An 18813-nucleotide genomic window follows, 5' to 3' on the forward strand; every position below is an offset into this window, starting at 1 on the left:
GCCTGCACGATAGTCAACAAAGGCGCGGAACACTATCGGCATTCGTGGGACGAATACCGATAGTGTGCGGCTGTCAGACCTTTTCGCTTTCGACCTGAACGTACAGCGAACGTCCGGCGCCGAGACCGGCGATGATCGCCCCAAGGCCGATGATGCCGAATATCCAGCCCAAAGCATTCCAGCCGCCGGTCCAGTCATGCACGATGCCGACCGCGAACGGTCCCATGGACGCCAAGGTGTAGCCGAAGCCCTGGGCCATGCTCGACAGGTTCGCCGCGACATGGGCGTCCCGCGAACGCAGCACGATCAGGGTCAACGCCAGACTGAACGCACCGCCCTGCCCCAGACCCAGCAGGATCGCCCAGCCCCACAAACCTTCGATCGGTGCGTAGAGGCAACCGAACAAGCCGCCAAGGGTCAGCAGCATGACGATGATGATCGCCAGACGCTGATCCTTGCCACGCGTCGCCAGCCATGGCGCCGCCAGTGAACTCGCCAACTGAACGATGACCGAGCCTGACAGCACCAGACCCGCCTGGGTCGGGGTCAGGCCGCGACCGATAAGGATCGACGGTAACCAACCGAACACGATGTAGGCCAGAGAAGATTGCAGGCCCATGTAGAGCGTCACTTGCCAGGCCAGTGGATCACGCAACAGGCCGCGAACCCGATACGCGACGTTGTGCGCGCCGTGTTTCTGGCCGACTTGTGGCACCCAGAAAATCGCCGCGACCAATGCCGGAACCACCCAGAAGCCGAGGCCCAAGGCCCAGCTCTTGTCGAAATGCTCGCTCAACGGCACGGTCGCGCCCGCAGCCATCGCCGCCCCCAGGCACAAGGCCATGGTGTAGACGCCGGTCATGGTGCCCGCGTGTTTCGCAAAGTCGCGTTTAACGATGCCGGGCAGTAATACGCCGATCACGCCGATGCTCGCGCCGGCCACTACGCTGCCGGCAAACAGGCCGATCTCGCCGAACGAACTGCGCAGGATGATCCCGCCGGCCAACATCAAGAGAATGCCCAGCACCACTCGCTCGGCGCCGAAACGTCGTGCCAGCACGGGCGCCAGCGGTGCAAACAAGCCGAGGCACAGCACCGGCAACGTCGTCAGCAAACCGGCCTGGGCTGCCGACAAACCGAGGGTTTTCGAAACCTCGCTGAGCATCGGTGCCATGCTCGACAGCGCCGGGCGCAGGTTCAGCGCCACCAGAATCAGGCCCAGCAACAGCAGCCACGGCCGCCGCAGGATCGGGTGACTTTGCTGGACCTGTTCGTCATCCGCCTCGGCGTCGATCAGCAGCTCTTCGAGCTCCGCCGTGCGCTTGGCTTGGGGGATGCTGCTTTTGTTGACCTGCTGGCTGGACATGGGGTTCTCGGTTTCAAGGTTCATTGATCAACTGCCTCGACAGGGCTTTGGCCCGTTCCGGGTCGCGTTGCTCGACGGCATCAAGCAGTTCGATATGAAGGTCGAACACCTCTTGGCGTCGAGGGGAAATGTTCAGGGTCTCGCGCAATTGCGCACCGATGACGCTGGAGAAATAGCGGTACAGCTCGCTGAGGGTCGGGTTATGCGCGGCGTCAACCAGACGGCGGTGGAACACCAGATCGCAGGCGATATACGTGTCGAGATCGCCATGGTAGTGACTGCCGCTGACGCCCAACGCCTCGCGCAATGCCACCAGGTCTTCGTCGGTACGGCGCAACGCAGCCAGGCCGATGGCCTCGACTTCCAGAATGTGCCGAGTTTCCCGGGCTTGCTCGTGGGAGCAGCGGGACAACGCCTTCATGGTGTCGAGCGGATCGACCACCGCCCGCAGATAACTGCCGTCGCCCTGACGGATTTCGATCAATCCGGAAAACGCCAGTACGCGCATGGCTTCACGCACGGTGTTGCGGCTGATGCCTAGCTCTGCGGACAGCTCAGGTTCTGTGGGTAAACGCTGGCCGACCGTCCACACGCCTTCGGTGATGCGCAAGCGCAACTGATCCAGGGCCTGATCGACCAAGGAACGCTTTATGAGTGGAGAAATTTCTGACATTGGATTCGCCCTTTCATCCAATCATAGGATGAATTTTCTGACATGTTAGTCAGCTACGCGTAGGACGGCAACCGCCTACGGTCAGGGAGAGGGAAATGGAGCGGGATTTTCGATTAGTCAAAATTACCCTTTAAGGGTAATTTTAGGGACAGGGTTAGCGGCTTCTTATGGAAAAGAACACACCCCATTACGACTTGGCGGTGATCAAAGCGGATGTCAGGCGACTTGAAGGCAAAGCATTCACCAGCAGTGCTAAAAACGGCGGCAGGGTTCTTGGCTTAAACCTCGTGGAGATGCAGGAGGTCATTTTCGAGCTCCAGGGAAAGATGCTGTACAAGTCGATGACCACCTATGACGATCATCGCGTCTGGCAAGACGTTTATCACATCAACTCATACGGTCTGGAGATTTATATCAAGGTGACGTATCGCCCTGGCGGTGGTCCACCCGTAATCTCCTTCAAGGAGAAATCCCAATGAAAACCCGGCAGTGTTTTAGCTGTGGAGCCCAGGAAGGAATGCGACATTTCGAGGGTCGCGGCGAAACCATGAGCGTCAAAGGTATGGAGCGCCGCGTAAATGATTTATCTGGCTGGGAATGCCAGATGTGTGGCGAGGTCGAGTTAGACGACAGTTGTTCAGAGCGTCATTCAGATGCGGGCGACGAACTGGTTATCGCAGCAAGGCAGATGATCGGCGACGAGATGAAGCGAATCCGTCGCAAACTGCATCTGACGCAAAAAGAAACTGTGCAACTACTGTCCGGTGGCGGGCACAACGCGTTTTCCCGTTACGAGCGCGGCGAAATACTTCCTCCGAAAACATTGGTGCTGCTGATGCGCCTACTTGACCGCTATCCGCATTTGCTCGCCGATGTGAAATCACTGGGTGAAGGGGCGGATTTGAGGGGTTTCAAGCATACAGCGCACAAAGAGCACGAAACCCTCACTGTTTCCTGAGCGCAAAAAACAAACCCGGCGCGAGGCCGGGTTTATTTCTACGAGTCAGCTGGCATCAATGCAAAATCTGGCTCAAGAACAGCTTGGTACGCTCATTCTGCGGATTATCGAAGAAGTCGTTCGGCGCAGCCTGCTCAACGATTTCACCCTTGTCCATGAAGATCACACGGTTGGCCACGGTGCGAGCGAAGCCCATTTCGTGGGTCACGCAGAGCATGGTCATGCCGTCTTCGGCCAGGCCGATCATGGTGTCGAGAACCTCTTTCACCATCTCCGGGTCGAGTGCCGAGGTCGGTTCGTCGAATAGCATGATTTTCGGTTTCATGCACAAGGCACGGGCAATCGCCACACGCTGTTGCTGACCGCCGGACAGTTGCCCCGGGAATTTATGCGCCTGCTCCGGAATGCGGACGCGTTCCAGGTAATGCATGGCGATTTCTTCGGCCTTGCGCTTGGGCATCTTACGCACCCACATCGGCGCCAGGGTGCAGTTCTGCAGGATGGTCAGGTGCGGAAACAGATTGAAGTGCTGGAACACCATGCCGACTTCACGGCGAACCGATTCGATCTGCTTGAGGTCGTTGGTCAGCTCCACGCCATCGACTACGATGCGACCTTGCTGGTGCTCTTCCAGACGGTTGAGGCAACGAATGGTGGTGGACTTGCCGGAGCCCGACGGGCCGCACAGGACGATTCGCTCGCCCTGTTTGACGTTCAGGTTTATGTCTTTCAACACGTGGAACTGGCCGTACCACTTGTTCACGCCCTGCATCTGAATAATGCCTTCAGGGCTCACAGGCTTTTTGATTGCTTCGCTCATTACAGAACTCCTAACGCTTGTGGCCAGTGTCGAGCTTGCGTTCCAGATGCATGGAATAGCGCGACATACCAAAACAGAAAATCCAGAACACCAGGGCCGCGAACACATAGCCTTCGGTGGCCATGCCCAACCATTTCGGGTCGGCGGCGGCTTGTTTGACGCTGTTGAGCAAGTCGAACAGGCCGATGATGATCACCAGGCTCGTGTCCTTGAACAGCGCAATGAAGGTGTTGACGATACCGGGGATCACCAGCTTCAGGGCTTGCGGCAGAATCACCAGGCCCATGCTGCGCCAGTAACCGAGGCCCATCGCTGCAGCCGCTTCGTACTGACCTTTGGGAATCGCTTGCAGACCGCCACGCACCACTTCGGCGACGTAGGCCGACTGGAACAGGATCACGCCGATCAACGCCCGCAACAGTTTGTCGAAGTTCATGCCTTCAGGCAGGAACAACGGCAGCATCACCGAGGACATGAACAGCACCGTGATCAACGGCACGCCGCGCCAGAATTCGATGAAGGTCACGCAGACCACCCGAATCGCCGGCATGTTCGAACGACGGCCCAGCGCCAGGACGATACCCAGCGGCAATGCACCGGCAATACCGACAGTGGCAATTACCAGGGTCAGCATCAGGCCGCCCCACTGGCTGGTCGCCACCTGGGTCAGGCCGAACACGCCACCGTGCAGCAGGCACCAGGCAACAATCGGATACACCACCAGAAAGCTCAGCCCATACACCGCTTTACGCGGGAAGCGCGAGATGAACAACGGCGCCACGCCGATGACCGCCAGCCACACGGTCAGGTCAACGCGCCAGCGCAGGTCCACAGGGTAGTAGCCGTACATGAACTGGCCGAAGCGTTGCTGGATGAACACCCAGCAGGCGCCTTCCTTGGTGCAGTCAGCCTGGCTGGTGCCAACCCAGTTGGCATCGAGGATCGCCCACTCCAGAATCGGCGGGACCACCAGGTAAATCAGATAGAACGCGAACAGGGTCAGCAGGGTGTTGAGCCAGCTGGAGAACATGTTGGCGCGCATCCACGCCACGACACCGATGCTACGGTTCGGTGGTGGCATGTCAGGTTTGAAAGTATGAGTACTCATGCGCTTTTCCTTACCGCTCGATCAGCGCAATGCGCTTGTTGTACCAGTTCATCAGCAGGGAGATGCTGATACTGATCGCCAGGTACACGCTCATGGTGATGGCAATCACCTCGATCGCCTGCCCGGTCTGGTTCAGCACCGTACCGGCAAACAACGAAACCATTTCCGGATAACCGATACCGGCCGCCAGCGAGGAGTTCTTCGCCAGGTTCAGGTATTGGCTGGTCAGCGGTGGAATGATCACGCGCAGGGCTTGCGGGATGATCACCTTGCGCAGGGTCGGACCGTTGCGCAGGCCCAACGAGTGCGCCGCTTCGGTCTGGCCGTGGCTGACCGACTTGATGCCCGAACGCACGATCTCGGCGATGAACGCCGCGGTGTACACCGTCAGGGCCAGGGTCAGCGCCAGCAGTTCCGGGATCAGCACCCAGCCACCGACAAAGTTGAAGCCCTTGAGCTCCGGCATTTCCCAGTGCAGCGGCGCGCCGAAGATCAATGCGCACAGCGCAGGGATCACCAGAAACAGCGCCAGGCCGACCCAGAATTTGTGGAACGGTACACCCGTCGCTTCAAAACGCTTGTTGGCCCAGCGGCACATCAGCACGATGGCGACAATGGCTACAACGACGCTGACCACAAACGGCCAGAAACCGTCCGCCGCCAACGCTGCGGGCATATTCAGGCCGCGGCTGCTGACGAAGAAGGTGTCGCCGAAGTTGTGGCTGTTGCGTGGCCCCGGCATGGTCAGGAACACCGCGAAGTACCAGAACAGGATTTGCAGCAGCGGTGGAATGTTGCGGAAGACTTCCACATAAACAGTCGCCAGCTTGGCAATGATCCAGTTCTTCGACAGCCGTGACACGCCGACGATGAACCCGAGGATCGTCGCCAGGATCACGCCGATGAAGGTCACCAACAGGGTGTTGAGCAAGCCGATGACAAACACCCGGGCATAGCTGTCCGATTCGGTGTAGTCGATCAGGTGTTGAGCGATGCCGAAACCGGCACTGCGCTCCAGAAAGCTGAAGCCGGAGGTAATGCCCCGGTGTTGAAGGTTGGTCTGCGTGTTGTCGAACAGATACCAGCCCATCGAGACCACCGCCACAATGGTGATGATCTGAAATAGCCACGCACGCACTTTTGGATCGCTGAGGCTGAGCCTCTGCTTTGGTGCGCCGATTGAATTTTGCATGAAGTGCCCCGCAAATAATGGAACAGAACATCACCCGGTGGTTGGCCCACCGGGTGATAGAACCATCAGCGCACTGGTGGTGCGTATTGAATGCCGCCGTTGTTCCACAGAGCGTTCAGCCCGCGGTCGATGGCCAGTGGAGTGGTCTTGCCGAGGTTTTTCTCGAACACTTCACCGTAGTTACCCACTTGCTTGACGATCTGCACGACCCAGTCTTTCTTCACTTTCAGGTCTTTGCCGTATTCACCGTCAGCGCCCAGCAGACGAGCAACGTCCGGGTTCTTGGTGGCTTTGGCTTCAGCTTCAACGTTTTTCTGGGTGATGCCCATTTCTTCAGCGTTGAGCATGGCGAACAGGGTCCACTTGACGATGCTGAACCACTCTTCGTCGCCTTTACGCACGACCGGGCCCAGAGGCTCCTTGGAGATGGTTTCCGGCAGAACGACGTAGTCGGTCGGGGTCGCCAGCTTGCTGCGTTGTGCGTAGAGCTGGGATTTGTCGGAGGTCAGCACGTCGCAACGACCGGATTCCAGCGACTTGGCGCTTTCATCGGAGGTGTCGAAGGTGATCGGGGTGTATTTCAGACCGTTACCGCGGAAGTAGTCGGAAACGTTCAGCTCGGTCGTGGTACCGGCTTGAATGCAGATGGTGGCGCCGTCGAGCTCTTTAGCGCTCTTCACGCCCAGCTTGTTGTTCACCAGGAAGCCGATGCCGTCGTAGTACGTCACGCCGGCAAACACCAGGCCCATGCCCGAATCGCGGGAGCTGGTCCAGGTGGTGTTACGCGACAGCACGTCGATTTCGCCGGACTGCAGCGCGGTGAAGCGCTCTTTGGCGTTCAACTGGCTGAACTTGACCTTGGTCGCATCGCCGAAAACGGCAGCGGCCACAGCGCGGCAGACGTCAGCATCGATGCCGATGATCTTGCCAGTGGAGTCCGGAACCGAGAAGCCCGGCAGGCCATCACTGACACCGCACTGTACGAAACCTTTCTTCTGCACTGCATCCAGGGTTGCACCCGCCTGAGCGAACCCACTGACACCGAGTACTGCGGCTGCAGTCACGATAGCCAGGGTGGATTTCAACATCTTCATTCAAACCTCCAGTTTTGCTCTTGTTGTGTCGGAGCTTGAGTCCAGTCGCACCCTTATGAGGCGTTGTTGACCCGTGTTGGCTTTTTTTGGGGTCAACCGACGTAAGACCTGCGCTATGAGTCTAGTAGGAGAAAATCCACATCATGGACAACTCGCTTCTCACCAATCGGCCGAACGGGCTGTAGCCCTTTCACGTTCGCGAAGCCCGTAGCGGCCACTGGCGAACATCCATCACCGGATTCTTTGCTATCCCGCCGCCAGCAGTACACTGATAGTGTTACCGCAAGGCGCGAGATGGGTTGCACCGTTTCCCCATAGCAAAGCCCGTACCAGACCGCTCGCCGAAGCGATTGCGCGACAGGTCAATAGCAAAACTTGTAGCCTTGCGACATCTTATTAACTGATCAACCAGGCACGCCCTCAGACCTCGCACTCAATGAGAGCGACTGCACAACATTGGAGCAACCATGACCGAGCCCTTGATTCTTCAGCCCGTCAAGCCCGCAGATGCCTGCGTTATCTGGCTGCACGGCCTCGGCGCCGATCGCTACGACTTCTTGCCGGTGGCCGAGGCGTTGCAGGAAAGCCTGTTAACCACCCGCTTCGTTCTGCCCCAGGCACCGACCTGCGCCGTGACCATCAACGGTGGTTACGAGATGCCAAGCTGGTACGACATATTGGCCATGAGCCCGGCGCGCGCGATCAATCGCGAGCAGCTGGAAGAGTCGGCGCAGAGGATCGTGAATTTGATTGAAGTGGAGCGCGCCATCGGAATAGACGCCTCGCGGATATTCCTGGCAGGTTTTTCCCAGGGGGGCGCGGTGGCGTTACACACCGCGTTTCTGAAATGGCAGGGGCCGCTGGGTGGCGTACTTGCCCTCTCGACCTACGCACCGACCTTCAGCGATGAACTGGAGCTTTCCGCCAGTCAGCAGCGCATTCCCGTGCTGTCTTTACACGGCCAGTACGATGACGTCGTTCAAAACTCAATGGGCCGCACCGCTTACGAGTATTTAAAGCAGCATGGTGTCACCGTGACATGGCAGGAATACCCAATGGGCCACGAAGTGTTACCCGAGGAGATTCGCGACATTGGTGTCTGGCTCGCCGAGCGCTTGCGTTAACTGTTTATGTGAAAAGCAGCCCATTGATCCATCCCACTACGCCGCGCCCGATTCTTGCATTACACTGGCCGGCGTATATTCCTTAACCAATTGATGAGATGACCGTGCTCAAAGCACTCAAGAAAATGTTCGGTAAAAGCGAGACTGAGCAGCTCGCGCCAGTCTCCAGCGCTCCGTCTCACCATCCCAGCCACCGCACCGACGGTAATCAGTCTGGCCGGACCGCAACCGTAGCGGTACCGAAGCACGAGCCGATGACCACACCGGCCGTCCAACCCGTTGAGGCTCAAGCCTCTGAAGAACCGCACAGCGAAGCTGCAAAAGCTGCCCGACCGCGTCGCGAACCGAAGCCAAAAGCACCGGTTATCCCCTGGAAACTCGAAGACTTCGCCGTCGAACCCCAGGAAGGCAAAACCCGTTTCCACGATTTCAAACTCGCCCCCGAACTGATGCACGCCATCCAGGACCTGGGCTTCCCGTATTGCACGCCGATCCAGGCGCAAGTGCTTGGCTTCACCCTCGCAGGCAAAGACGCCATCGGTCGCGCCCAGACTGGCACCGGCAAAACCGCTGCATTCCTGATTTCAATCATCACCCAGTTGCTGGAAACCCCGCCGCCGAAAGAGCGTTACATGGGCGAACCGCGGGCGCTGATCATCGCGCCGACCCGGGAACTGGTGGTGCAGATCGCCAAGGATGCAGCCGACCTGACCAAATACACCGGCCTCAACGTCATGACGTTCGTCGGCGGCATGGACTTCGACAAGCAGCTCAAGCACCTCGAAGCCCGTCATTGCGACATTCTCGTGGCCACCCCGGGTCGTCTGCTGGACTTCAACCAGCGCGGCGACGTGCACCTGGACATGGTCGAAGTCATGGTCCTGGACGAAGCCGACCGGATGCTCGACATGGGTTTCATCCCACAAGTGCGTCAGATCATTCGCCAGACTCCGCCGAAGAACGAGCGCCAGACGCTGCTGTTCTCCGCGACTTTCACTGAAGACGTGATGAACCTGGCCAAGCAATGGACCACCGACCCGTCGATCGTCGAGATCGAGTCGCAGAACGTGGCCAGCGAAAACGTCGAGCAACACATCTACGCCGTCGCCGGTGCCGACAAATACAAACTGCTCTACAACCTGGTCAACGACAACGGTTGGGAGCGGGTCATGGTGTTCGCCAACCGCAAGGATGAAGTGCGGCGCATCGAAGAACGCCTGGTGCGTGACGGCGTCAACGCCGCGCAACTGTCCGGCGACGTACCGCAGCACAAGCGCATCAAGACTCTGGAAGGTTTCCGCGAAGGCAAGATCCGCGTCCTGGTCGCCACCGATGTGGCCGGTCGCGGCATTCACATCGACGGCATCAGCCACGTGATCAACTTCACCCTGCCGGAAGTCCCGGACGACTACGTTCACCGCATCGGCCGTACCGGTCGTGCCGGCGCCGATGGCGTGTCCATCAGTTTTGCCGGTGAAGACGACTCCTACCAGCTACCGTCCATCGAGGCGCTGCTGGGTCGCAAGATCAGCTGCGAAACACCACCGACGCATCTGCTGCGGGCGGTTGAGCGCAAGCGCCCGTAACGCGGGTCGCATTAAAAGAGGCGCAGCCGGAAACGGACTGCGCTTTTTTTTCGTCCGGACATTGATCGAGACAACTAAAAGTCCATAATGGACAAATTAGTTTACTTCCAGCTCCCGGAGCCGACCATGTCCAGTACGCCTTACGTGATCACCCAAGCTCAGGCCAGCGAGTTGCTGGCGCAGGTCGACGTGCCGCAGATCCTGCGCAAACTGTTCCGCGACCTGGCCGCCGGGCAAGCTGTGCAACCGGCGCAGCAACTGGTGGAGTTTCCACAGGGCGCTGGCGACTTCATCAACTACCTGGGCGTTCTGGCCGAAGACGGCGTTTACGGGGTCAAGACTTCACCGTACATCGTGCGTGAACAAGGCCCGCTGGTGACCGCCTGGACGCTGCTGATGTCGATGCAGACCGGTCAGCCGTTGCTGCTCTGCGATGCCGGTGAACTGACCACGGCACGCACCGCCGCAACAACCGCAGTAGCGGTCGACGCCCTCGCCCCGCTCAAGGCCGAACGTCTGGCGATCATCGGCAGCGGCAAGGTCGCCCAGGCGCACTTGCATTACGTCAAAGGTTTGCGCGAATGGCAGAGCATCAGCCTCTATTCACCGAGCCTGAGCGACAAGAATCCCGAAGTATTGGCACAGCTCCAAAGTCTCGATCCACGGCTGACCATCGTCGACAGTCGTGAAGCAGCGGTTCAAGACGCCGACGTGATCATGCTCTGCACCTCGTCCGCAGGCCCGGTGATCGACCCGTCAAGCTTGAGCAAACCGGCGCTGATCACCTCCATCAGCACCAACGCACCGCGTGCCCACGAAGTGCCGCCGCAGAGCCTCAATGACATGCAGGTGTTCTGTGACTATCGTCTGACCACCCCAGGCTCGGCCGGCGAGATGCTGATTGCCGGTGAACAACATGGCTGGGACAAGGGCGCGATCATCGGCGACCTGCCCGATCTGCTCGGCGAAAAAGTCCAGCGCCCCGACTACGACCGTCATGTGTTCTTCCGCTCCATTGGCCTGGGCCTGGAAGATATCGCACTGGCCAATGCCCTTTATCATTTGCAACGGCACGGTGCTTGAGCCCGGCCCCACAGGAGACGTTCATGAGCCAGGCAGATTTCATCATCATCGGCGGCGGGATTGCCGGTGCTTCCACCGGTTTCTGGTTGTCGCAGCACGCCCGAGTAATTGTGCTCGAACGCGAATCCCATCCGGCTTACCACTCCACTGGACGTTCAGCTGCACTGTTCACCGCCGCATACGGCACACCGCAGGTTCGGGCGCTGACCCAAGCCAGCCGCGACTTCTTCGACTCGCCGCCGGCCGGTTTCTGCGAACACCCGCTGCTGACCCCGCGTGGCGAGATGACCGTGGACTTCACCGGCGATCCGGACGAACTGAACAATCAATACCTGAGCGCCAAAGCCACGGTGCCGGAGATGCAGCTGCTCAGCGCCGACGAGGCCTGCGTGCGCCTGCCGATCCTGCGTCGGGAAAAAGTCCATGGTGCGATTTACGACCCGACCGCCAGCGACATCGACACCGATGCCTTGCACCAGGGCTACCTGCGCGGTATCCGACGCAACAAGGGTGAAGTTCATACCGACAGCGAAGTCATGAGCCTGACCCGTGACGCCGAAGGTGTGTGGCACGTGCAAACCGATGGTCAGACCTTCAGCGCCCCGATCATCATCAACGCGGCAGGCGCCTGGGCCGACAAAATCGGCGAGCTGGCCGGTGCCAAACCACTGGGCCTGCAACCCAAGCGCCGTGCGGCGTTCATCTTCGCCGGCCCCGAGGGCGTGGACATCCACCATTGGCCAATGCTGGTCAGCCTCGACGAATCCTTTTACATGAAGCCCGACGCCGGAATGTTCCTCGGCTCGCCAGCCAACGCCGACCCGGTGGAACCGCACGACGTGCAGCCCGAAGAGCTGGACATCGCGATGGGCATCTACCAGATCGAAGAAGCCACCACCCTGACCATCCGCCGTCCGACCCGCACCTGGGCCGGCTTGCGCAGTTTCGTGAGCGACGGTGATTTGCTGTCCGGTTTCGATCCGCAGGTGCCGGGGCTATTCTGGGTAGCGGCACAAGGCGGTTATGGCATCCAGACCTCGCCGGCCATGGGCCAGGCCAGCGCTGCATTGGTGCGCGGTGAAGTGTTGCCCGAGCAACTGACTCGCTTTGGTCTGAACACCCAGATGCTTTCCCCTTCGCGACTGGGCTGACTTTCGGACGCAGGTGACGTGTCGACACGATTGCGGCAAACTTCCAGCGCCCTTTTTTGACGGGGCGCTGATGCTGTCTGGAGCTCCACTTTATGAACGCCCAAGAAAAAGAACCGGCCGGTGATGACTCTGCATTGAAGAGCTCGCCGCTGGACAATTTCCGCGCGATCGCCGATGCCATCGCCACGTTGTTCTTTCCTCACGCCGAGGTGGTGCTGCACGATCTGCGCACACAGAAGGTCGACTACATCGCCAACAACCTGTCCAAACGGGAAATTGGTGACGACTCGGCGCTGGAGGACATGCTCAGCGAAGAGATCAGCGAACGAAACATCGGGCCGTACGAAAAGCTCAATTGGGATGGCCAGAAGATTCGCAGCCTGAGCAGCGTGCTGCGCGACAGCGAAGGTCATCCGCTGGCGGTGCTGTGCATTAATCTGAATATTTCGTTGTTCGAAAATGCCAAGGCCGCACTGGACCTGTTCCTGTCGCCGAGCAAGTTGATTCCGCAACCGGACTCGCTGTTTCGCGATGACTGGCAGGAGCGGATCAACACTTTCCTCCACGCCTGGCTGCGCGAGCGTCAGCTGAGCCTGAACCTGCTAACCCGTGACCATAAGCGCGAACTGGTGCTGGCACTGCACGCCGAAGGCGCCTTCAAAGGCAAAAGCGCCTCCAACTATGTGGCGAACGTGCTGAACATGGGGCGGGCGACTGTGTACAAACATTTGAAAGAACTGAAGGGCTGAAAACCTGTGGCGAGGGAGCTTGCTCCCTCGCCACAGAGTACCCGGCGTTAGCGTTACTCCAGCGCCGAAGCCGGCCCGAAGAATTCGTAACGGCTTTGCTTCTCCGGCACACCCAACGCTTTCAGGTGACGCTTGACCGCCGCCATGAAGCCTTTAGGACCGAGGAAGTACGCGTCCAGATCGCGCTGCTGCGGTAACCACTCACCCAGTTGCTCCTGGCTCAACAACCCAACCTTGTCCGCCGCCGGGCTCACGCCATCATCTTCGTCGTAGCAATAGAAGCGTTTGAGTTGCGGATGACGCTCGGCCAAGCCATCGATCCAGTCGCGGAAAGCATGAACGCTACCGTTACGCGCGCAGTGGATAAAGTGCACCGGCCGCTCGGTCGCCAGCGCCGCTTCGAGCATCGCCAGAGTCGGAGTGATGCCGACGCCGCCGCTGATCAGCACCAACGGTTTGTCGCTTTCGGTCAGGGTGAATTCGCCCGATGGCGGGAACAGCTGGATGCTGGAGCCCACATGCAGTTGATCGTGCAAATGGTTGGAGGCGCGACCACCGGTTTCACGTTTGACACTGATCCGGTACTGGCCCTTGTTCGCCAAGGCCGACAGCGAATAGTTACGACGAATCTCTTCGCCATCGAGAATCAGTTTCATGCCGATGTACTGGCCGGGTTCTGCCGCCAGAATCGGGCCTTTGTCAGCCGGTTCGAAGTAGAACGAGATGATTTCCGCGCTCTCCTCGACCTTGGCCACCACGATGAATTCCCGCGCCCCGCGCCAGCCGCCCGGTGCCTGTTCCTTTTGGTCATAGATGCTGGTTTCGGCGCCGATCAGAATGTCGGCCAATTGACCGTAAGCAGCCCCCCAGGCGGCCATCACTTCAGGTGTGGCGATCTCGTCACCCAGCACTTCGGAGATGGCTCGCAGCAGGCAGGCGCCGACAATCGGGTAATGTTCCGGGAGGATTTGCAGAGCCACGTGCTTGTTGATGATCTTGGCCACCAGGTCGCCCAACTGGTCGAGCTGGTCGATGTGCCGCGCATACATCAATACACCGTTTGCCAACGCGCGCGGCTGATCACCGCTGGCCTGGTGAGCCTGGTTGAACAGCGGGCGGACTTCCGGGTACTCGGACAGCATCATGCGGTAGAAATGAGTGATCAACGCTTCGCCACCACTTTCCAGCAAGGGCACAGTGGATTTGACGATTGCACGGTCTTGAACGCTAAGCATAAGGCGACTCCTGAACTACTTGGATTGCTAACTGACTGCCTTGTACTTATCAGATTTCGTGCCAAAAAATAAAACCTTATAAATCAATTGCTTAAATTACTTATAGTCATATCGACACGCCCTGACTTATAGTCATACCGACTACACGGAGTCACTATGACTGCAAAATCCCTGCTGACCGCCCTCCTGCCGCTGGTCTCCGACCTGTCCCGCGAACTCCCCGAAGGCGAGCGCTATCGGCGCCTGCTGGAATCCATGCGCGCCCTGCTCCCCTGCGATGCCGCCGCCCTGCTGCGCCTTGATGGCGAATGGCTGGTGCCACTGGCCGTCGACGGGTTGAGCACCGACACCCTCGGCCGACGCTTCAAAGTCAGCGAACACCCGCGTTTCGAAGCGCTGCTCAGCAGCCATGGCCCGACCCGTTTCGCCGCCGACAGCGACTTGCCCGACCCTTACGACGGACTGGTCGATGGCCTCGATGAGCATCTGGAAGTCCACGACTGCATGGGTTGCCCGCTGTTTATCGACGAGCGTCCATGGGGTTTGCTGACCCTCGACGCACTCGATCCGGAGCGCTTCGAACCGATCGAACTGGACGCCCTGGAAGCTTTCGCCAGCCTCGCCGCCGCCACGGTCAACGCCGCCGAGCGCATCGAACGCCTGGCCAATCGTGTCGAAGACGAACATCAGCGTGCCGAGGTTTACCGACAAGCCAGCGGCCAGCAGAACCGCGAGATGATTGGCCAGAGCAAGGCCCACAAACGGCTGGTAGAAGAAATCAATCTGGTGGGCGGCAGCGATCTTACCGTGCTGATCACTGGCGAAACCGGGGTCGGCAAGGAACTGGTCGCCCAAGCCATCCACGCCGCATCGCCCCGGGCCGACAAGCCGATCATCAGCCTCAACTGTGCCGCGCTGCCGGACACGCTGGTGGAGAGCGAATTGTTTGGCCATGTCCGCGGCGCCTTCACCGGCGCGATGAACGATCGGCGCGGCAAGTTTGAACTGGCCAATGGCGGCACGCTGTTTCTCGATGAGGTCGGTGAGCTGTCCCTGACCGTCCAGGCCAAATTGCTGCGAGTTCTGCAAAGCGGTCAGCTGCAGCGATTGGGGTCGGATAAAGAACATCAGGTGGACGTACGACTGATCGCCGCGACCAATCGCGACCTTGCCGAGGAAGTGCGCAGCGGCCGCTACCGTGCCGACTTCTATCACCGCCTGAGCGTTTATCCGTTGCTGGTGCCAGCACTGCGTGATCGTGGGCGGGATGTGCTGCTGCTCAGCGGCTATTTTCTGGAGCAAAACCGCTCTCGCATGGGCCTCAACAGCCTGCGTCTGAACAGCGATGCCCAAGCTGCATTGCTGGCGTATGCATGGCCGGGCAATGTGCGGGAACTGGAGCACTTGATTGGCCGCAGCGCCTTGAAGGCGTTGGGTAACTGCAAAGAGCGGCCGAAGATTCTCAGCTTGAGCGCGGCGGATCTGGATTTGCCCAATGGCAGCGTTGAGCTTGCAACCGAGCCAGTCCCTGTCAGCCCTGCTGCTTTGGTCTCGGGAGACTTGCGGGCGGCGACCGAGGATTATCAGCGTCGACTGATCAACGCCTGTCTGGAACGGCACCATAACAATTGGGCGAGTGCGGCGCGTGAGCTAGGCTTGGATCGGGCGAATCTTGGAAGAATGGCGAAGCGGTTGGGGTTGAAGGATTAAGTGTGGCGGTATCTGAATCCACCCCTCACCCCAGCCCTCTCCCCAGAGGGTAGAGGGAGCCGACCGAGCTGAATGGGAAATTACGTCGACCTGAGAGACCGAATTGGATTCACCGTGGTTTCTCAGGTCGAAGCAAACCCCGCATCATCCCCGATCGGCCCCCTCTCCCCCCTGGGGAGAGGGCTGGGGTGAGGGGTGGATCCGACAACCAACCCATAACTACCCTAAAGCCCACCCCGTTCAGGTCGATAACCCGGCATCGATAGCTGTTGGCGATCCTCGCGATCTCCCATCACCTTTTTCCACAGAAGGTTTTTATGTCTTCAAACAAAGCCCGCGCAGATTCACTTTCGCTTCTGCTGTTTACCTTGCGCAGCGGCAAGCTGATGGCGATCAACCTGCTGAAAGTCAGTGAAATCATTCCCTGCCCACCGCTGACCAAACTGCCGGAGTCGCATCCCCACGTCAAAGGCATCGCCACCCTGCGCGGTGCCTCGCTGTCGGTGATCGACCTCAGCCGTGCCATCGGCGAACGGCCGCTGGAAGATCCGAACGGTGGTTGCCTGATCGTCACCGATGTCAGCCGCTCCAAGCAGGGTTTGCACGTTCAAGCGGTGAGCAAGATCGTCCACTGCCTGACCACCGACATCCGTCCGCCGCCCTTTGGCTCTGGCGGCGTGCGTTCGTACATCACTGGCGTGACCTCGGTCGACGGCACGTTGGTCCAGGTGCTGGACATCGAAAAAGTGATTCATGGCATCGCCCCGGCACAGATCGAAACGGCCCCGACCGAACTGAGCATGGAAGACGCCGAAGTACTCGGCAACGCGCGGATTCTGGTGGTCGATGACAGTCAGGTGGCGTTGCAGCAATCGGTTCACACCTTGCGCAACCTCGGCCTGCAATGCCACACCGCCCGCAGTGCCAAGGAAGCCATCGACTGCCTGCTGGACCTGCAAGGCACGGCCCAGCAGATCAACCTGATCGTCTCGGACATCGAAATGTCGGAGATGGACGGTTATGCATTTACCCGAACCCTGCGCGAAACCCCTGACTTCTCGCACCTCTATGTGCTGCTGCACACCTCTCTGGACAGCGCGATGAACAGCGAAAAGGCCCGTCTTGCCGGCGCGAACGCGGTGTTGACCAAGTTCTCCTCGCCAGAACTGACCAAGTGCCTGATCGAAGCAGCCAAGGCTGTCGCTGAACAAGGACATTGAGTCTTGGCCAAGGACTTCTGCTTTCTGATGCGGCGCAACCTCGCTGAAGGTGTGCCTGCGATTACTTGGCCTCAGGGAATCGTCCTCAGCGAATACCGCCCCGAACTGGCAGAAGCCGTTCATCGTTTGATGGAGCAGGGTTATCAGCAAGGTGGCGGTCGCGTGCCGGCACTCGACGTCTGGCAACAGCGTTTTGAAACCGATCCTGAATATGATCCGACCCTGTGCTTCATCGCTCTGGATGCCGAAGGTATTGTGGGTGTTTGCCAATGCTGGACAAGTGCCTACATCAAAAACCTGGTGGTGCATCCACGAGCTCAGAGGCAAGGATTAGGACGTGTGTTGCTGCTACATGCTTTCAAGATATTTCAGCAACGACGCGAAGGATTTGTGGATTTGAAGGTACTGGAAGACAACCTTCGGGCGCAGCGTTTGTATGAAAACGCCGGAATGCGCGTGGTCCGCCGGGAACCTGTCCCGACCTGACATACTCAGACCTTGGTCAATACCCGCCCAAGGATGCCAGAACATGAAAGCCGCAACCCTGACCCTCCTCTGCCTCACCGCTCTCGCCTCCCAGGCCCACGCCTCCAGCTCCGACGCCTGGGCCGAGTACGACAAAGCCGTACTCGCCAGTTGCACCAAGGCCAGCGGCTTGAAAAATGCCAAACCCGTGGGCAACGCCGCGCAGTTCGATGACCGGGTTGGCTACACCGCACTTCTGTTGCAAGGCCAATACCCGCAAAAACACATGAAAGGCCAGCAAGGCACCGAACTGTGTCTCTACAACAAGAAAAGCAAAACCGCTTACGCCACCGAATGGGACTCCATCCGCCCAACCGCCAAGGCGCAGTGACTGGCGCATAACTTGCTTCGACAGTGGCCTTTGCGGCGGCATTCTGTCGCCGTTTCATGTCCTTTTATGCGACTGGCCGTTCAATGAATACGACGTTTTCCTGCGTAGGTTGTGGCAAATGCTGCAACGACCACCACGTGCCCCTGACCCTGCCCGAAGCCCGGATGTGGGCGGCCGATGGCGGTCAGGTGATCGTGCTGGTGGAAGGTTTCCTGGGCAATGGCCTGGGCCTGCCAGTGCAGCAACGCGAACACGCCGAACGCCGTTCGGTGAGGGTTCGAAGCGGCGCATCCGAGGCGTACATAGCCATCACCTTTGCCGCCTACAACGTCGGTCCTTGCCGGAATCTTGACGAAGACAACCTCTGCCGCATCTACGAACGCCGGCCGCTGGTGTGCCGCATCTACCCGATGGAAATCAATCCGCACATTCCCCTGAACACCGCAGTAAAGGAATGTCCACCCGAGTCGTGGGAAAAGGGACCGGATCTGATTGTGGGTGGTGAGTTGGTGGATCAGGAACTGGCCGGATTGATCCAGCGCTCCCGCCAGGCGGATCGCGATGACATTCGGACCAAGGATGCGATTTGCGCGTTACTGGGGATTCGGACTACAGCACTGAAGGGCGATGGCTTTACTGCTTATCTGCCGGACATGACGGCGTTTGCGAGGGTTATCGATCAGGTTGCGGCGCAGCCATTGGCTGAGTCAGGCGCTGACTGGTTGTTTCATGTGTCGGGCGTGGACATTGCCGGGCAAGTGCAGGAGGCGGGTGCGCAAGTGGCGACAGATACGCCAGTGAACTACGCGTTTATTTCGTTGCGGGCAGCCTGAGACGCCGGGCGCCAGTCTTCAGAACCACTGCGCAATCCCGTTGCGCAGTGATTAG

Annotated in this window: 19 protein-coding genes; 12 read left to right on the top strand and 7 right to left on the bottom strand. The window is 59.2% G+C overall.

Translation table 11 applies throughout. From position 1 onward, the window contains the following. Positions 1 to 73 precede the first annotated feature (73 nt). Both ACA056_RS23595 and ACA056_RS23600 read right to left on the bottom strand, forming a co-directional pair. Entirely contained in the window at positions 74 to 1390 is a 1317-nt protein-coding gene (locus tag ACA056_RS23595) for a CynX/NimT family MFS transporter (protein WP_497268166.1), read from the bottom strand. After that, positions 1380 to 2039, bottom strand: a complete 660-nt coding sequence (locus ACA056_RS23600; protein WP_008147581.1) for a FadR/GntR family transcriptional regulator — start codon at positions 2037 to 2039, stop codon at positions 1380 to 1382. The genes ACA056_RS23595 and ACA056_RS23600 overlap by 11 nt, the downstream gene beginning before the upstream one ends. Before the next feature lie 167 nt (positions 2040 to 2206). On the opposite strand from ACA056_RS23600, the gene ACA056_RS23605 reads away from it, so the two are divergent. Beyond that, positions 2207 to 2518 carry a type II toxin-antitoxin system MqsR family toxin gene (locus tag ACA056_RS23605; RefSeq protein WP_497268168.1) on the top strand — a complete coding sequence of 104 codons (312 nt, stop codon included), beginning with the start codon at positions 2207 to 2209 and terminating at the stop codon, positions 2516 to 2518. Then, complete coding sequence (locus ACA056_RS23610; protein ID WP_076029853.1) at positions 2515 to 2997, top strand: type II toxin-antitoxin system MqsA family antitoxin; 483 nt, start codon at positions 2515 to 2517, stop codon at positions 2995 to 2997. Before ACA056_RS23605 ends, ACA056_RS23610 begins: the two co-directional genes overlap by 4 nt. A gap of 55 nt (positions 2998 to 3052) precedes the next feature. Here the strand turns inward: ACA056_RS23610 and ACA056_RS23615 are convergent, their stop codons facing one another. From ACA056_RS23615 to ACA056_RS23630, 4 genes are all read right to left on the bottom strand, one after another. Next, a complete protein-coding gene (locus tag ACA056_RS23615) occupies positions 3053 to 3817 on the bottom strand; it encodes an amino acid ABC transporter ATP-binding protein (RefSeq protein ID WP_008147575.1) in 765 nt (254 codons plus the stop codon). Between the two features lie 10 nt (positions 3818 to 3827). Further along, entirely contained in the window at positions 3828 to 4925 is a 1098-nt protein-coding gene (locus ACA056_RS23620; RefSeq protein ID WP_497268171.1) for an amino acid ABC transporter permease, read from the bottom strand. A gap of 10 nt (positions 4926 to 4935) precedes the next feature. Next, complete coding sequence (locus ACA056_RS23625; protein ID WP_497268173.1) at positions 4936 to 6117, bottom strand: amino acid ABC transporter permease; 1182 nt, start codon at positions 6115 to 6117, stop codon at positions 4936 to 4938. A gap of 65 nt (positions 6118 to 6182) precedes the next feature. Beyond that, complete coding sequence (locus tag ACA056_RS23630; RefSeq protein WP_309677008.1) at positions 6183 to 7211, bottom strand: amino acid ABC transporter substrate-binding protein; 1029 nt, start codon at positions 7209 to 7211, stop codon at positions 6183 to 6185. 467 nt (positions 7212 to 7678) lie between these two features. Here ACA056_RS23630 and ACA056_RS23635 point away from each other — a divergent pair, with 467 nt between their 5' ends. From ACA056_RS23635 to ACA056_RS23655, 5 genes are all read left to right on the top strand, one after another. Further along, the gene (locus ACA056_RS23635; RefSeq protein ID WP_046048230.1) at positions 7679 to 8335 is read left to right on the top strand and encodes an alpha/beta hydrolase; all 657 of its coding nucleotides are present in this window, start codon (positions 7679 to 7681) and stop codon (positions 8333 to 8335) included. A gap of 98 nt (positions 8336 to 8433) precedes the next feature. Continuing rightward, entirely contained in the window at positions 8434 to 9921 is a 1488-nt protein-coding gene (gene rhlB, locus ACA056_RS23640) for an ATP-dependent RNA helicase RhlB (RefSeq protein WP_497268176.1), read from the top strand. Positions 9922 to 10047: 126 nt separating this feature from the next. Continuing rightward, positions 10048 to 11004: an ornithine cyclodeaminase family protein gene (locus ACA056_RS23645; protein ID WP_497268178.1), complete on the top strand. Its 957-nt coding sequence runs from the start codon at positions 10048 to 10050 to the stop codon at positions 11002 to 11004. A 23-nt stretch (positions 11005 to 11027) separates the two neighbouring features. Further along, positions 11028 to 12155: an NAD(P)/FAD-dependent oxidoreductase gene (locus ACA056_RS23650; protein ID WP_497268180.1), complete on the top strand. Its 1128-nt coding sequence runs from the start codon at positions 11028 to 11030 to the stop codon at positions 12153 to 12155. 92 nt (positions 12156 to 12247) lie between these two features. Continuing rightward, complete coding sequence (locus ACA056_RS23655; protein WP_497268182.1) at positions 12248 to 12904, top strand: helix-turn-helix transcriptional regulator; 657 nt, start codon at positions 12248 to 12250, stop codon at positions 12902 to 12904. Between the two features lie 53 nt (positions 12905 to 12957). Here ACA056_RS23655 and hmpA read toward each other — a convergent pair whose 3' ends face one another. Further along, positions 12958 to 14139, bottom strand: coding sequence for an NO-inducible flavohemoprotein (gene hmpA, locus ACA056_RS23660; protein WP_497268184.1), 1182 nt, complete (start codon positions 14137 to 14139; stop codon positions 12958 to 12960). Between the two features lie 156 nt (positions 14140 to 14295). Here hmpA and norR point away from each other — a divergent pair, with 156 nt between their 5' ends. The 5 genes from norR (at position 14296) to ACA056_RS23685 (ending at position 18758) form a co-directional block, all read left to right on the top strand. Then, entirely contained in the window at positions 14296 to 15849 is a 1554-nt protein-coding gene (gene norR, locus ACA056_RS23665) for a nitric oxide reductase transcriptional regulator NorR (RefSeq protein ID WP_497268185.1), read from the top strand. A gap of 317 nt (positions 15850 to 16166) precedes the next feature. Continuing rightward, on the top strand, positions 16167 to 17069 hold the full coding sequence (locus tag ACA056_RS23670) for a chemotaxis protein CheV (RefSeq protein WP_008147551.1): 903 nt from the start codon (positions 16167 to 16169) through the stop codon (positions 17067 to 17069). A 27-nt stretch (positions 17070 to 17096) separates the two neighbouring features. Continuing rightward, positions 17097 to 17555 (top strand): GNAT family N-acetyltransferase, encoded by a 459-nt coding sequence (locus ACA056_RS23675; RefSeq protein WP_497273590.1) that lies wholly within the window; start codon positions 17097 to 17099, stop codon positions 17553 to 17555. A gap of 43 nt (positions 17556 to 17598) precedes the next feature. Then, positions 17599 to 17925, top strand: coding sequence for a hypothetical protein (locus ACA056_RS23680; protein ID WP_497268187.1), 327 nt, complete (start codon positions 17599 to 17601; stop codon positions 17923 to 17925). Positions 17926 to 18008: 83 nt separating this feature from the next. Next, positions 18009 to 18758, top strand: a complete 750-nt coding sequence (locus ACA056_RS23685; protein ID WP_497268189.1) for a YkgJ family cysteine cluster protein — start codon at positions 18009 to 18011, stop codon at positions 18756 to 18758. Positions 18759 to 18813 lie beyond the last annotated feature (55 nt).

The organism is Pseudomonas sp. LBUM1666 (assembly GCF_059695775.1).